The sequence below is a fragment of the Pseudomonas sp. NS1(2017) genome (assembly GCF_002269425.1).
In the GTDB taxonomy this organism is placed as follows: domain Bacteria; phylum Pseudomonadota; class Gammaproteobacteria; order Pseudomonadales; family Pseudomonadaceae; genus Aquipseudomonas; species Aquipseudomonas reactans.
The window spans coordinates 4,498,410-4,513,112 of sequence record NZ_CP022960.1 but is presented as its reverse complement, the minus strand read 5'-3'; the positions used below and the strand labels follow the sequence as shown (position 1 = coordinate 4,513,112).

General features: G+C 62.1%; 12 protein-coding genes. 7 read left to right on the top strand and 5 right to left on the bottom strand.

Annotated elements, in window-relative coordinates:
- The first annotated feature begins 4 nt into the window (after positions 1–4).
- On the top strand, positions 5–1,126 hold the full coding sequence (locus CI807_RS21155) for an NAD(P)/FAD-dependent oxidoreductase (protein ID WP_095016063.1): 1,122 nt from the start codon (positions 5–7) through the stop codon (positions 1,124–1,126).
- Here the strand turns inward: CI807_RS21155 and ggt are convergent.
- A complete protein-coding gene (ggt, locus tag CI807_RS21150) occupies positions 1,120–2,844 on the bottom strand; it encodes a gamma-glutamyltransferase (protein ID WP_095016062.1) in 1,725 nt (574 codons plus the stop codon). The genes CI807_RS21155 and ggt overlap by 7 nt on opposite strands.
- 160 nt (positions 2,845–3,004) lie before the next feature.
- On the opposite strand from ggt, the gene CI807_RS21145 reads away from it, so the two are divergent.
- Positions 3,005–3,643 carry a TetR/AcrR family transcriptional regulator gene (locus CI807_RS21145; protein WP_095016061.1) on the top strand — a complete coding sequence of 213 codons (639 nt, stop codon included), beginning with the start codon at positions 3,005–3,007 and terminating at the stop codon, positions 3,641–3,643.
- Here the strand turns inward: CI807_RS21145 and CI807_RS21140 are convergent.
- From CI807_RS21140 to CI807_RS21125, 4 genes are all read right to left on the bottom strand, one after another.
- Positions 3,640–7,167 (bottom strand): molybdopterin cofactor-binding domain-containing protein, encoded by a 3,528-nt coding sequence (locus CI807_RS21140; RefSeq protein WP_095017591.1) that lies wholly within the window; start codon positions 7,165–7,167, stop codon positions 3,640–3,642. The two genes, CI807_RS21145 and CI807_RS21140, sit on opposite strands and share 4 nt — an antisense overlap.
- A 5-nt stretch (positions 7,168–7,172) precedes the next feature.
- On the bottom strand, positions 7,173–7,655 hold the full coding sequence (locus CI807_RS21135; protein ID WP_095016060.1) for a (2Fe-2S)-binding protein: 483 nt from the start codon (positions 7,653–7,655) through the stop codon (positions 7,173–7,175).
- Between the two features lie 142 nt (positions 7,656–7,797).
- The gene (locus tag CI807_RS21130) at positions 7,798–8,232 is read right to left on the bottom strand and encodes a MarR family winged helix-turn-helix transcriptional regulator (RefSeq protein ID WP_016977981.1); all 435 of its coding nucleotides are present in this window, start codon (positions 8,230–8,232) and stop codon (positions 7,798–7,800) included.
- A 157-nt stretch (positions 8,233–8,389) separates the two neighbouring features.
- Entirely contained in the window at positions 8,390–9,442 is a 1,053-nt protein-coding gene (locus tag CI807_RS21125) for a 2,5-dihydroxypyridine 5,6-dioxygenase (protein WP_095016059.1), read from the bottom strand.
- A 308-nt stretch (positions 9,443–9,750) separates the two neighbouring features.
- On the opposite strand from CI807_RS21125, the gene CI807_RS21120 reads away from it, so the two are divergent.
- From CI807_RS21120 to CI807_RS21100, 5 genes are all read left to right on the top strand, one after another.
- The gene (locus CI807_RS21120) at positions 9,751–10,884 is read left to right on the top strand and encodes an FAD-dependent monooxygenase (protein ID WP_095016058.1); all 1,134 of its coding nucleotides are present in this window, start codon (positions 9,751–9,753) and stop codon (positions 10,882–10,884) included.
- Entirely contained in the window at positions 10,881–11,678 is a 798-nt protein-coding gene (locus CI807_RS21115; protein ID WP_095016057.1) for an alpha/beta fold hydrolase, read from the top strand. Before CI807_RS21120 ends, CI807_RS21115 begins: the two co-directional genes overlap by 4 nt.
- A 14-nt stretch (positions 11,679–11,692) precedes the next feature.
- Positions 11,693–12,454 carry an Asp/Glu racemase gene (locus tag CI807_RS21110; protein WP_095016056.1) on the top strand — a complete coding sequence of 254 codons (762 nt, stop codon included), beginning with the start codon at positions 11,693–11,695 and terminating at the stop codon, positions 12,452–12,454.
- Between the two features lie 3 nt (positions 12,455–12,457).
- Entirely contained in the window at positions 12,458–13,090 is a 633-nt protein-coding gene (locus tag CI807_RS21105; RefSeq protein ID WP_028616027.1) for an N-carbamoylsarcosine amidohydrolase, read from the top strand.
- A 289-nt stretch (positions 13,091–13,379) separates the two neighbouring features.
- A complete protein-coding gene (locus CI807_RS21100) occupies positions 13,380–14,690 on the top strand; it encodes an MFS transporter (protein ID WP_038851196.1) in 1,311 nt (436 codons plus the stop codon).
- Positions 14,691–14,703: the final 13 nt, after the last annotated feature.

Below are 14,703 nucleotides of genomic sequence, written 5' to 3'. Positions count from 1 at the left end.
CTCCATGACGCCCTCATTACGCATCGCCATTATCGGCGCCGGCCCCGGCGGATTGACTTTGGCGCGAATCCTTTATCGCCATGGCATCGTCGCCAGCGTGTTTGAGCGCGAACGCAACCCGCTCGAACGCCCGCAAGGTGGCACGCTGGATCTGCATGTCGAATCTGGCCAGCTCGCCCTGCAGCGTGCCGGCCTGGAAGACGCGTTCAAACGCATCGCCCGCTACGAAGACCAGGGCTCACGCCTGATGGATCATCATGGTGATTTGCTGTTTGAAGACCCAAACCCGGACGCGGGCGATCGCCCCGAAGTCGACCGCACCGCCCTGCGCCAGGCGCTGTTGGATTCGCTGCCGCTTGGCTGTGTGAGCTGGGGCGCAGGCATCCACGAAGTCCGGCCGGTCGGTGATGGGCGCTGGACGTTGCATCAAGGCCCTGCCACCTACGGCCCCTTCGATCTGGTGGTCGGTGCCGACGGGGCCTGGTCGAAAGTACGCCCGCTGCTGTCGACCTATCAGCCGCAATACAGCGGGTTGACCTTCATTGAGTTCGGCATCGACGATGTCGACCGCCAGCACCCGCACCTGGCCAAGCTGGTTGGCCGAGGCAAGCTGGAAGTCGCCGGAGAAGCCAAATCGATCATGGTGCAACGCAACGCGAATGCGCATTTGCGTGGCTATGCAATCTTTCGCGTACCGTCCGACTGGGCAGCCGATCATCTCAGCCTGCACGCGCTAAAAGTCCAATTCAAAGGCTGGCATCCGCAGGTGCTGGCGCTGTTTGATGCGGCAAACGAGACGGTACTGGCGAGGCCTATCTACGCCCTGCCCGTGGGCCATCGCTGGTCCCATCGCCAGGGGTTGACGTTGATCGGTGATGCAGCCCACCTGATGTCGCCGTTTGGCGGCGAAGGGGTAAATGCGGCGATGCTGGATGCGGCCGAGTTGGCGCAGCACCTGCTGGAGACACCCGACCGCTCATCCGCCGTGCAGGCCTATGAAAACCACCTGTTCGAACGGGTGATACCGGCAGCCCAGGGCAGCGCCGAGGGCGCCGCCATCCAGTTATCCCATGACAGCCTGGCGCTGTCCCTGGCCCACCTGCATCACCACCTCACGCCTCAGTAACCCAAGGACAGGCCCGTATTGCGCCGCGGGTCATTCGCGCCATAGAAGCGGTTGTTACCCACCGGCTTACCACCCAGGGACGGCGCGCCGACCAGGATCGCCGCCAAGTGGTTGGCATCCTGCGGCCCGGCAAACTTGTGGCCCCAGCTCTCAAGGATCTTCTGGGTGTCCGGGCTCACCGCGAAGGTTTCAAGGTTGGTGGTTTCCGGCATCCATTGCTGGTGGAAACGCGGCGCGTCCACGGCTTCCTGGATATTCATCTTGTAGTCGATGACATTCAGGATCGTCAGCAGAGTTGCGGTAATGATGCGGCTGCCACCCGGCGTACCCACCACCATCACGGCCTTGCCATCCTTGGTCACGATGGTCGGGCTCATCGACGACAGCGGCGCCTTGCCCGGCGCGATGGCGTTGGCTTCACCCTGGACCAGGCCGTACATGTTCGGCACGCCGACCTTGACCGTGAAGTCGTCCATTTCATCGTTGAGGATCACCCCGGTCTTGCTCGCCATCACGCCCGCACCGAACCAGTCGTTGAGGGTGTAGGTGACCGAGACCGCATTGCCCCACTTGTCGACGATGGAATAGTGGGTGGTGTTGTTGCCTTCATGGGGCGACACGCCTGGCTTGATCGCCTGGGAGTCACCGGCTTTTTGCGGCTCGATGGCGTCGCGCAGTTTCGCCGCGTAGTTTTTGTCCAGCAGGTGCTCGATCGGGTTCTTCACGAAGTCCGGGTCGCCGAGGTAGCTGTTGCGGTCCACGTAGGCGTGGCGCATGGCTTCGATCTGATAGTGCAGGCCCTGGGCCGAGTGATAGCCGAGGTCGGCCATCGGGTAACCCTCGAGGATGTTCATGATCTGGCAGATCACCACACCGCCCGAGCTTGGAGGCGGTGCCGAGACCACGTGGTAGCCACGGTAGTCGCACTCGATGGGCGCCAGTTCGCGGGTCTTGTACTTATCGAGGTCAGCCTGGGTGATGATGCCCTTGCCGGCCTGACTGGAATCGACCAGGGCCTTGGCCACCCAGCCTTTATAGAAACCGTCGCTGCCCTTGGCCGAGATTTCCTTGAGGGTCTTGGCCAGGTCTTTCTGCACCAGCTTCTGGCCGACCTGCATCGGCTGGCCGTTGTGCAGGAAGATCCCGCGCATGTCCTTGTCTTTTTCGAACTCGCCGGTGGCGGTGTGCAACAGGTCGATATCGCCCTGCTCCAGCTCGAAGCCGTTTTCCGCCAGCTTGATCGCCGGGGCGATGACTTGGGCGCGCTTGAGGGTGCCGTATTTGCTCAGGGCCAGTTCCATGCCCGAGACGGTGCCGGGCACGCCTACGGCCAGGTGGCCCTTGGCGCTGAGGCCCTCAATGACATTGCCGTCTTTGTCCAGGTACATGTTGGCGGTGGCCGCCAGCGGGGCTTTCTCGCGGAAGTCGAGGAAGGTCTTGCGCCCGTCCGCCAGTTGCACGGTCATGAAACCGCCGCCGCCCAGGTTGCCCGCCGCCGGGTACACCACCGCCAGTGCGTAGCCAACGGCCACGGCCGCATCGACCGCGTTGCCGCCGGCCTTGAGCACATCCACGCCGACATGAGTTGCCAAATGCTGGGCCGTCACCACCATGCCATTTTCACCGGCCACCGGGGCCTGGGACGCGGCGTGCACACCACTGACTGTCAACACCAGGGCTGTGGCGATCAGGGTACGGCTGAAGGGTTGGTATTTCATCCATGGCTACTCTAGTTATTGAGACGCACCAAAATAGCTCCTCCTGGATCCAATCCCCAGCGCAATGACGCTTTTGTTACAGAACTTGTCGGTCACAGAACGGACGCGAAAAACCCCATGCTATATTTCGCGCCCAGACTGTCTGACCAGGCACTTTCACATGGCGATCAAGAAGACCGGCATCCGCGCCCAGCAGGCCGACCAGACCCGCGCGCGCATCCTGCAGGCGGCGGTCAAGGTGTTCACCCGCGACGGTTATTCCGGCGGGCGCGTCGACACCATCTCCAAGGCAGCGGATTCCAACGACCGCATGCTCTATTACTATTTCGGCAGCAAGGAACACCTGTTCGTTTGCGTGCTGGAACACACCTACGAGCAATTCAACAAAGCAGAAAGCAAGCTCAAGCTGAACCTGGACGCACCGGAGCAGGCGCTGCGCGACCTGGTGGCGTTTATCTGGCATTACTACATCAAGCACCCGGAATTCGTGGCAATCCTGAGCATCGAAAACCTGCACCAGGGCAAGCACGCGCAACAGTCCGGCGAGATGCGCAGGCTGTCAGGAGAAGCGGTCGGCGTGCTGCGCCCGATCATCGAGGCGGGCCAGGCCCAAGGCGTGTTTCGCCGGGACGTGGACATCAAGCACGTGTACTTGATGATCGCCTCGCTGTGCTACTTCTATAACTCCAACCGCCACACCCTCAGCTCGTTCCTCGGTGAAGACCTGGCAAACAAAGGCCAGCAACAGGATTGGCTGGGGTTTATCAGTGACTTGGTGGTGCGCGGCGTGACACCTTAATGGGTGCCTGGATTGGCGCGCAAATGCGCCACCTTCTGTTCCAGGCCCTTCCACTGTGGCGCATTCGGCGCGAACTTCCCGCGAAGGTAGGCCACCAAATCCGCCACCTGGCTATTCGACAAACTGTCCTTGAACCCCGGCATATACCCCAAATCCTTGGTCGCCGGGTTGCTGATGCCTTGCAAAATCACCTTGATCAAATTATCCGGCTGATCGCTGTGTACATTGGTATTGGTCGCCAACGACGGGCTCACCCCAAACAGTTTCGGCCCCAGGCCATCCGCATGGCAGGCCTTGCATGATCCCTCGAACACCCGTCGGCCATTGGGATTCGGCACACTGGCCGCCGCAACCACCTGGGCCTCGGCAGCCGCACCACCGTTGAGCGAGACCAGGTACACGGCCATCGCGCGGATATCCGCCTTGGGCAGTTTCGACAATTCACTGACCACCGGCCCCATCGGGCCTGCCGCCACGCCGTGGGCGTCGGAATAGCCGGTGCTCAGGTAGGTAAACAATTGGTCTTCGGTCCACGGTGTCGGGGCCTTGGACAAACCATTGAGGGCCGGCGCCTCCCAACCATCGACCCTGCCACCGGCGAGGAAGGACTTACCGCCCTTCTCCGCCCCCATCAGGTTGCGCGGGGAATGACAGGCGGCGCAGTGGCCCAGGCCATTGACCAGATAATTGCCGCGATTCCATTGTTCACTGCGCTCGGGCTGCGGCGTGATTTCACCACGCCGCAGATTCAGCGCATTCCAACCCGCCATCAACGGCCGCAGATTGAACGGAAAGCTCATCGCATTCGGCGTCGGCGCCTGGCTCACCGGGGCCTGGGACATCAAATAGGCATACAGCGCCTGCATGTCCGCGTCGTTGATATTGCGAAACGCCGTATAGGGAAACGCCGGATATAAATTGCGCCCGTCACGACCAATGCCGTCGCGCATCGCCCGCTCGAACGCCGGGTAGGACCAGGCGCCGATGCCCGTCTTAACATCCGGCGTGATATTACTGCTGTACAGCGTGCCAAACGGTGTTTCCATGGCCAGTCCGCCGGCATTGGTCGCGCCACCGGGCGCCGTATGGCACACCGCGCAATCGCCGACCGCCGCCAGCAAGCGCCCGCGCTCCAGGGTGGCCTTGGACCAAGTGCCGGCGCTGGGGGGGGCAATCGGCGCGATTTCACTGTGGAACGGCCAGGCCGTCGCGAGCACCGCACCCAACGTGGCGAACAGTGCACCAAACCACCACTTGCGGCGTTTCTCCGGCGACTTGGCCGGCTCACCCAAGCTGCCCGCGTTCAATGCCGCCAGCACCCGCTCCGGGGTGATCGGCAGTTCGCGAAAACGGATGCCGGTGGCGTCATAGATCGCATTGGCGATTGCTGCGGCACTGGGCACCGAGGCCGACTCGCCGGCGCCCATCGGCGGCTGGTCCTGGCGCGGCATCATCATCACGTCAATCTTTGGCACTTCGGGGAAGGTCAGGATCGGATAACCGCCCCACTCCTTGCTCGCCACCGTCGACTCTTCAAAGGTCACCCGCTCCTTCAACACACGGCTGGTGGACTGGATCACGTTGCCGTGGATCTGATGTTGCACGCCGGCCGGGTTGATCATCATCCCCGAGTCATGCCCGATCACCACGCGGGTCACCGACACATCGCCGGTTTGTTTGTCGATGGCCACATCCGCCACCCACGCCGCCCAGGCCGCACCGAAACCAGGGAATTTGCTGTGGATATAGCGCGCATAGGCGAAGCCACGGCCACGCAACAGGTGATCCTCGTTCGCGGTTTGCATCGGCGTCGTGCGCGGCACCCAGTTGGCGCGTTCGGCGGTGGATTTCACCAGGTCGATGGCGCGCTCGTCCTTGAGGTAACGCAGGCGGTATTCCACCGGGTCGACGCCGGCGGCGAACGCCAGTTCGTCGATATAGGATTCGTGGGCAAAGGTGTTGGGCAAGGCTGACACACCGCGCATCCACGAGGCGCGCACGATGGGCGCCATGTCGTTGATGGTCACGCGCAGGTTGTCGATGTCATAGGGCGGGATCGAGGTGCGGTCGCCCATTTCGAACATCGCCGCCACCGGCTCGACACGGCCGGTCAGCAACAGCGCCAGGGTCGGCGCGCCATTGGAGGGGTAGCTAGTTTCAAAGTCGTAGGCGGCGATGCTGCCATCGGCATTGAGGCCGCCATCGACATCCATCAGTTGCGCGGTGCCCTTGGGCTCCCACAGGTGTTCCTGCTCACGGGTCAATTGCACGCGCACCGGCTTGCCCACCGCACGGGACAACAGCAAGGCATCGGCGCACACGTCATCCGCACAATTGCGCCCGTAGCAGCCGGCAGCCTCCATGCGTATCACATCGATCAGCGCTTCATCGCACTCCAGCAGCCATGCCAGGTCGGCCCTCAGCAGGTGCGGGTTCTGGCTGCCTGACCACACCCGGCTGCCGGCCGGCGAATAATCCGCCACGCCGCAGGAGGGGCCGATCGAACCGTGCATCTGGTACGGCCAGAGATAACTGCGCGGCATGCGTTGGCTGGCGCCTGCCAGGGCCTCGTCGACATTGCCCTGGTCAAGCACGGTGCGGCGTACGCGGGGATTGTCGCGGATCGCCTGTTCGACATCGCTCATGTCCGGTAACGCGTGGCGCCAGGGTTTCCAGTGCACCTGCAACTCGCTGGCAGCCTTGACGGCCTGCTCTTCACGCAGCGCCACCACGCCGACAAAGTCGCGGATCACCACCACCGCGACGATGCCAGGGATATGCGCGATGGACGCTTCATCCACACTCAACAGGCTGTTGCCGACAAAGTCGCCGCAATCAAGCCCTGCATACGGCGGGCGAATCACCCGGCCATGCAGCATGCCCGGCACGCGCATGTCATGTACGTAGGTCAGCTCGCCCGTGGCTTTGCCGGGGATGTCCACCCGAGCGGCGCCCTTGCCCACCAGGCGATAGTCCTCGATGGCCTTCAGAGGTGCATCACCGCTGATGCGCAGCTGGTCATGCTGGCCGCTGACCAGTTCGGCATATGTTGTGGAGCGCCCATCTGCCGCGTGAATGACGCCAGCATCGACCTTGAGGCTGGCCGTGCTCACACCCAGGCGCCCCGCCGCCCGCGCCAACAGGAAACGCCGCGCTTCGGCTGCAGCATTGCGCAGGGGCACCGCGGATATCTGCAAGGTTGCACTGGCGATGGTTGCACCCTGGTTGGGCACACGCTCGGTGTCGCCGAGCACCATCTTCACCTGCTCCATCGTCAGGTCGAGCTCTTCGGCGACGATCTGCGCCAACGATGTGCGAATGCCGGTGCCCAGGTCCACATGGCCATTGAACGCGTACACCAGGCCGTCATCGTTTACCGCAATAAACAGCCCCAGTTCCTTGGGTTTCACGGTGGGCGTGCCACCCTTTGCCACCGGCCCCGAAGGCGGCAGCACGTCATCGACGATCAACAAAACGCCGGCCTTGGCCAGCCACTGGTCACGGGAAAGGGGGGTGTCGGTCATGGTCATCAATCCACGGTCATCAGGCGGGCCGCACGCAGCACGGCGCGCAGGATTTCGATATGGGTGCCGCAACGGCAGAGGTTGCCCGACAGCTCGTTGCGCACCTCGGCTTCGCTGGGGTTGGGGTTACGGTCGAGCAAGGCCTTGGTGGTCATGATCATGCCGTTGAGGCAGTAGCCACATTGCGCGGCCTGCTCGTCGATAAAGGCTTGTTGCACCGGGTGCGGATCCTGGCGTGAGCCCAGGCCTTCCAGGGTGACAATCTCGCGGCCTGCGGCACCCGACAACGGAAACACACAGGAACGGGCCGCCACCCCATCGATGATCACGGTGCACGCACCGCACTCCCCCAGGCCGCAGCCGTATTTGGGGCCATTGAGTTCTAGGTCATTGCGCAGCACCAGCAACAGCGGCGTGTCCGCCATGGCGCTGACGTCGCTTTTTTGCCCATTGACCTCAAGCGTTACCGTGATGTGCTGGCTGATCATTCGCTTCGCCCGTAACAGTTGGTGAAGTAGGCACTACATCAAACAGTCAAAAAAAAGCGTCGTGGACCTGGGGTCTCACGACACACTTGACGGATGAAGTGCCTACTACATGAACTCAGAGCAAGATCAATGCCAGCAGGGATTATTCCTGCGGGTCGTCGATCATCTTGCGCAACAGGAACAGCACCGCAACCCGTTCGGCCGGGTTGAGATTGCTCAGGGTCAACTCGCTGATCTGCGCGGCGCGCGGCGCGGTCTGGGCGACCAGTTCGGCGCCTGCCGGAGACAGGTCGACCACCACTTTGCGCTTGTCCTGCGGGTCCGGTTCCAGGCTGATCAGCTCCTTGGCCTTGAGCCGCTCGACGATGCCGCGAATGGTCGCCTGGTCCACGGCCGTGGCCTTGACCAGTTCGGTCAGGGAGCTTGCACCGTGATCGCGCAGGGCACACAGGGTGACGAACTGCACGGCGGTGAGCTGGGAGTCGCCGACATTCTGCTGAAAGATCGCCAAGTGGCGCTGGTAGGCCTTGCGCAACAGGTGGCCGACTTGTTCAGAAAAGACGTAGGAATCTGGCACGGCGGGGCTCGGTGGGTGGCTAACGATGGGGATGCATATTAACCCTGTAGGAGCGAGCTTGCTCGCGAAGGTGGTCAACGATAACGCGGGGAACCTGGCTCCCCGCGTTGTGATTGCGTTTTTCGCGAGCAAGCTCGCTCCTACAGGGGTGGGATGGTCAACGGGCCAGGGAGGCTGGCGGGGCGACGACGTCACCGGCGATGACCACTGCTTCATCATCCAGGTACACATCGCAATTGCGCAGCGGAATATCCATATGGCATGGCGTCTTGCGTGTCCCGCCCACTTCGGTATTCGGCCCGGTGGAGAACAGGAAATTGCCATAGAACGCCCGCGCGTCCATGCACATTCCGTCGTTCTTGTCGTGCAAGCCCATGGCCGTCCACTGTGCCCGTGGCTGCAGGCCCCAGCCGATGTGGGAGATGCCGTACACCTCAGGGTCGTTGAAGTACTTCATGTAGTCACGCAGGTACTCGGCCTCGAATCCCCCGTGGATCTTGGTGATGAAGCCCTTCTCGATCTCCAGGGTAATCTTCTCGCGGGTATAGGTCTTGAATGGCAGCAGGATGTCGCCGATGTCCAGCACCAGCACGCCTTCGGCGGTTTCTTCGTTGGGCCAGGAGAACAGGAAACCACTCGGCCAATGATCCCAGCGCCCCGGCTCATCGGCAAAACCGTATTCGGTGACCGACGGGTACTGCCCCAGGGCCGCGCGGAAGTCACTGCCGGCACGGGATTTCACGTGGATTGAGCGTGCCTTTTTCAGCAACTGCTCGGCCGCCAGCACGCGCACTTTGTCTTCTTCGGTCGGCAACATGCGCGCCAGCACTTCCGGCGGCTCCACCGCCAGCAGGATGCGCGTGCCGGTCTTGAGGATCTGCTCCTGCTCCGGCGAGTGCAGCAGCATCATGGTGTCGACGATCAGGTCGGCGGCCTCCAGGGCACGCTGGGCGGCGATATTGCCGGTAAGCGCGGTGTCGCCGCAGTAGGCGGTCATGTCGTTGCCCATCGCCCTGGGATGGTTGAACGACGGTAACTCCACCGCATACACCTTGGCCCCCAGGCGCTGCGCAGCGTCCATCGCGGCACGCACGGTGCGCGGGTCGGAGTAATGGCTCTTGAGCACGGCAACGCTCTGGGTCGAGTCGACCTTGGACAGCGTCAACACGTGTTCAAACATCTGGGTCAGTTCGCAATCGCTTACCGGCATTTTCCTGTCTCCTGTGGGCCTGCACCAAGTTCAGGCACTGCGCTTCACTCTAGTGCGTTTTTTATAGCGTATACGCCATTTAATAACAATAAGAACCGAATTGGCGGCAGACTGCAAGCGGCGCACAAAAACGTTACCTATCGAAACAAGCCCAGTATTTATTAATCACAACGCGTTACACAGGATAACTACGGCCAAAAAATAAATTTTCAAACACAGGCTTCCCATTTCAAAAAATGAGCGTATACACTTTAAAAACCTTGCGGACAGACGCCGCCAAAAATCAAAAAGAGAGAGGAACACGCCCCATGGGAAGCACTCAGAAAATCGCCATCGTCGGCGCAGGCCTGGGCGGTGCCGCCGCGGCCACCCTGTTGCAGCAAGCCGGCTTCGACGTGGATGTCTACGAGCAGGCGCCGGAGTTTTCCCGATTGGGTGCGGGGATCCACATGGGCCCCAACATCATGAAAATCTTCCGCCGCATGGGCATCGAAAAACAGCTGGACCTGATGGGCTCGCACCCCGAGCACTGGTTCAGCCGTTGCGGCGAAAGCGGCGACTACCTGTCACGCATCCCGCTCACCGGCTACGGCGCGTCCTACATCACCGTGCACCGTGGCGACCTGCACGCCCTGCAAATGTCCACCCTCAAGCCCGGCACCCTGCACTTCAACAAGCGCCTGGAAACCCTTGAAGAAACCGACACCCAGGTGCGCCTGACCTTCGCCGACGGCCAGGTGACCTACGCCGACATCGTGATCGGCGCCGACGGCATCAACTCCAAGATCCGCGAAGAACTGCTCGGTGTGGAAAAACCGCTGTACAGCGGCTGGGTCGCGCACCGTGCGCTGATCCGGGGTGACCAGCTCGCCAAGTACGACCTGAAGTTCGAAGACTGCATCAAGTGGTGGACCGAAGACCGTCACATGATGGTCTACTACACCACCGGCAAGCGCGACGAGTACTACTACGTGACCGGCGTGCCCCATGCCGAATGGGACTTTCAGGGTGCGTTCGTCGACAGCAGCCGCGAAGAGCTGTTCGACGCCTTCAAGGGCTACCACCCCACCGTCCAGGCCCTGATCGAATCCACTGAAAGCGTGACCAAATGGCCGCTGCGCAACCGCAACCCGCTGCCGTTGTGGAGCCGTGGGCGCCTGGTGCTGCTCGGCGATGCCTGCCACCCGATGAAACCGCACATGGCCCAGGGCGCTGGCATGGCCATCGAAGACGCCGCGATGCTCACCCGCTGCCTGCAGGAAACCGGCATCAGCGACTACCGCACCGCCTTCCAGCTCTACGAAGCCAACCGCAAGGAACGCGCATCCCGCGTGCAGGCCGTGTCCAACGCCAACACCTGGCTGCGCACCCAGGAAGATCCGGCCTGGGTCTACGGCTATGACCTGTACGCCCAGGAACTGAAATCGGGGGTGGCCGCGTGAGCACTTTTCTCTACGGCGGCAACGTGCAGGCCAATGGCATTCGCCAGCACTACCTGCGCTACGGCGGCAAGGGCCCGGCGCTGATCCTGATCCCCGGCATCACCAGCCCGGCGATTACCTGGGGCTTTGTTGCCGAGCGCCTCGGCGCGCAGTTCGACACCTATGTGCTGGATGTGCGTGGTCGCGGCCTGTCTTCGACCGGCCCCGAGCTGGATTACAGCGCGGACACTTGCGCCGAGGACATCGGTGCCTTTGCCGACGCATTGAACCTGGACAGCTACCACCTGATGGGTCATTCCATGGGTGCACGCTTTGCCGTGCGCAGTGCCGTCAAACAACCTCAAGGCGTGAAGCGCGTGGTGCTGATCGACCCACCGGTCTCCGGCCCGGGCCGACGCGAATACCCGAGCAAGCTGCCGTGGTACGTCGACTCCATCCGCCAGTCCCTGGTCGGCATGGACGCGGAGGCGATGCGCGCCTTCTGCGCCACCTGGACCCAGGAACAACTGCAACTGCGCGCCGAATGGCTGCACACCTGCTACGAGCCCGCCATCGTGCGTGCCTTCAATGACTTCCACGAAGTGGATTTCCATCAGGACCTGCCCCAGCTCAAGGCCCCCGCCCTGTTGATGGTGGCCGGACGTGGCGGCGTGATCCTCGACGAAGACATTGCCGAGATTCAGAACCTGGCACCGAGCATCCAAGTCGCCCGCGTGCCGAACGCCGGCCACATGATCCCGTGGGATGACCTCGACGGCTTCTTCATCGCCCTCGGCGACTTCCTCACACAATAAGAACGGAGACCACCATGCAGAAGCCTTACCGCATCGGCCAGATCGTGCCGAGCTCCAACACCACCATGGAAACCGAGATCCCGGCGATGCTCACCGCGCGCCAGGCGATCCGCCCCGAGCGCTTCACCTTTCACTCCAGCCGCATGCGCATGAAGCAAGTGCGCAAGGAAGAACTGGCGGCCATGGACGGCGAATCCGACCGTTGCGCTGTCGAGTTGTCCGACGCCAAGGTCGATGTGCTGGGCTACGCCTGCCTGGTGGCAATCATGGCCATGGGCTTGGGTTATCACCGCAACTCCGAACAGCGCCTGCGCAAAGCCACCGCTGACAACGACGCCAACGCGCCCGTGATCACCAGCGCCGGCGCCTTGATCGAAGGCCTGAAAATAATGGGCGCCAAGCGCATCGCCATCGTCGCGCCCTACATGAAACCGCTGACTGAGCTGGTGGTGAACTACATCCGTGAAGAAGGCTTTGAAGTGGTGGACTGGCGCGCCCTGGAGATCCCCGACAACCTTGAAGTAGCCCGCCACGATCCGGCCAACCTGCCGGCCATCGTCGCCGGCATGAACCTGGAAGGCGTCGACGTGATCGTGCTGTCGGCCTGCGTGCAGATGCAGTCGCTGCCGGTGGTGGCCAAGGTCGAGGCACAAACCGGCAAACCGGTGCTGACCGCCGCCATTGCCACCACCTACGCGATGCTTAAGGCATTGGATTTGGAGCCCATCGTGCCGGGTGCCGGTGCCCTGCTCTCTGGCGCTTACTCAGGGGGTTGAAAGATGAGTGAACAATCCGCCGACGCCAACTACCAGGGCGTATGGGGCAACCGCATCGGCTTTGGCAAAAAGGCCGCGCTGCTGATGATCGACTTCATGCAGGGCTACACCACCGAAGGCGCGCCGCTGTTCGCGCCCGGCGTGGTCACGGCCGTGGCGCAAAGCGTCGAGCTGCTCGCCACCGCACGCCAACACGGGATTGCGGTGGTGCACACCAATATCCGCTACCATCCCGGCCATTTCGTCGATGGTGGGATCTGGGTGAAAAAAGCCCCGGTGATGAAAGACATGGTCGAAGGCAACCCACTCGCGGCGTTCTGCGCCGAAGTGCTGCCACTGGCCGAGGAAGTCGTCATTACCAAACAGTACGCCAGTGCGTTTTTCGGCAGCAGCCTGGCGCCAATGCTGCATGCCCAGGGCATCGACACCGTCGTGCTGGCCGGCTGTTCCACCAGCGGCTGCATCCGTGCCACGGCGGTGGATGCGGTACAACACGGGTTTCGCACCATCGTCGTGCGCGAATGCGTCGGCGATCGGCACCCGGCGCCCCATGAGGCCAACCTGTTCGATATCGACAGCAAGTATGGCGACGTGGTGAGCAAGCAGGAGGCAATGCGCAAGTTCAGGGAGCAATAAGGATTCATGAGAACCGTGCCAAAGAGCACGGTCTTGAAAAAACTGAGCGTCCACTTTGGAATGCAATCCAATGTGGGAGCGGGCTTGCTCGCGAATGCGGTGTATCAGTGACAGATATGTTGACTGACACACCGCATTCGCGAGCAAGCCCGCTCCCACACTTGATCACCTCCAGCAGGACCGACTCAGTCTTCTGACACTGCCTTTGGAAGTCGCTTCTACAGCACTCCGAAGTGCTGGAACAAAAGCGGCTGTATAAAAACCATAAGTCACCGCCAGGAGACACCCAATGCCCATTGCGAATGCAGCGCCCGCGACCTCGGTCGCAGACCCCGTCAACACGCTCTACCACAAGATCACCTGGAAGCTGATCCCCTTCCTGTGCTTCTGCTACCTGGCCGCCTACCTGGACCGCATCAACATCGGCTTCGCCAAGTTGCAGATGCTCGACCAGTTGCAGTTCAGCGAAACCGCGTTCGGCCTCGGCGCCGGGCTGTTCTTTGTCGGCTATATCATCTTTGAGGTCCCCAGCAACCTGGTGCTGGAGCGGGTCGGCGCGAAGATCTGGATCGCGCGCATCATGATCACTTGGGGCCTGCTCTCGGCCTGCACCATGCTGGTCACCTCCACGACCCAGTTCTACATCCTGCGTTTCCTGCTCGGCGCCGCCGAGGCGGGCTTTCTGCCGGGTGTGCTGTACTACCTGACCACCTGGTTTCCCACCCACCGACGCGGGCGCATCATCGCGCTGTTCATGATCGGCCTGCCGCTCTCCAGCGTGATCGGCGGCCCACTGTCCGGCTGGATCATGGGCCACTTCGATCATATGGGTGGCCTGCGTGGCTGGCAGTGGCTGTTCCTGATCGAAGCGGTGCCCAGCGTGTTGCTGGGCGTGCTGACCTTCTGGGCCCTGCCCAATACCTATCAGCAAGCCAAATGGCTGTCGGACGAGGAAAAGGCCCTGCTGGAAACCGAGTTGCGCAAGGACGACGCCGACGGCTCCGCCAGCAAGCACAGTTTCCGTGACGGCTTCTTCAACCTCAAAGTGTGGATGCTTGGCGGTATCGACTTCTCGATCCTGCTCAGCGCCTACGCCATGGGCTTCTGGATGCCGACGTTCATCCGCAACGCCGGGGTCACCGACACCTTCCATATCGGCGTGCTCACTGCACTACCGAGCGTGGCCGCCCTGCTCGGCATGCTGCTGATTGGCGCCAGCTCCGACAAACACCGCGAACGCCGCTGGCACATCATCGTGCCGTTTTTCATCGGCGCAGCGGCCATGGCCACCAGCACCTTCTTTACCCATAACGTGGCGGCCACCGTGGCGCTGTTCGCGATTGCCTCGGCGGCGATCATCGGCGCGGTGCCGGTGTTCTTCAGCCTGCCGGCGACCTTTCTCAAAGGCACTGCGGCGGCCACCGGTTTTGCCCTGGCCTGTTCGGTGGCGAATATCGCAGGTCTGGTGAGCAACTCACTGATGGGCGTTGCGATCGACGTCACAGGCAGCAGCGCGGGTGCCTTGTGGTTTTTCGCCGGCTGCCTGATCCTCAGCAGCTTCCTGGTCATCGCCTTGCCGGCGAAACTGGTGAACCGTTAACAACAACAATTTT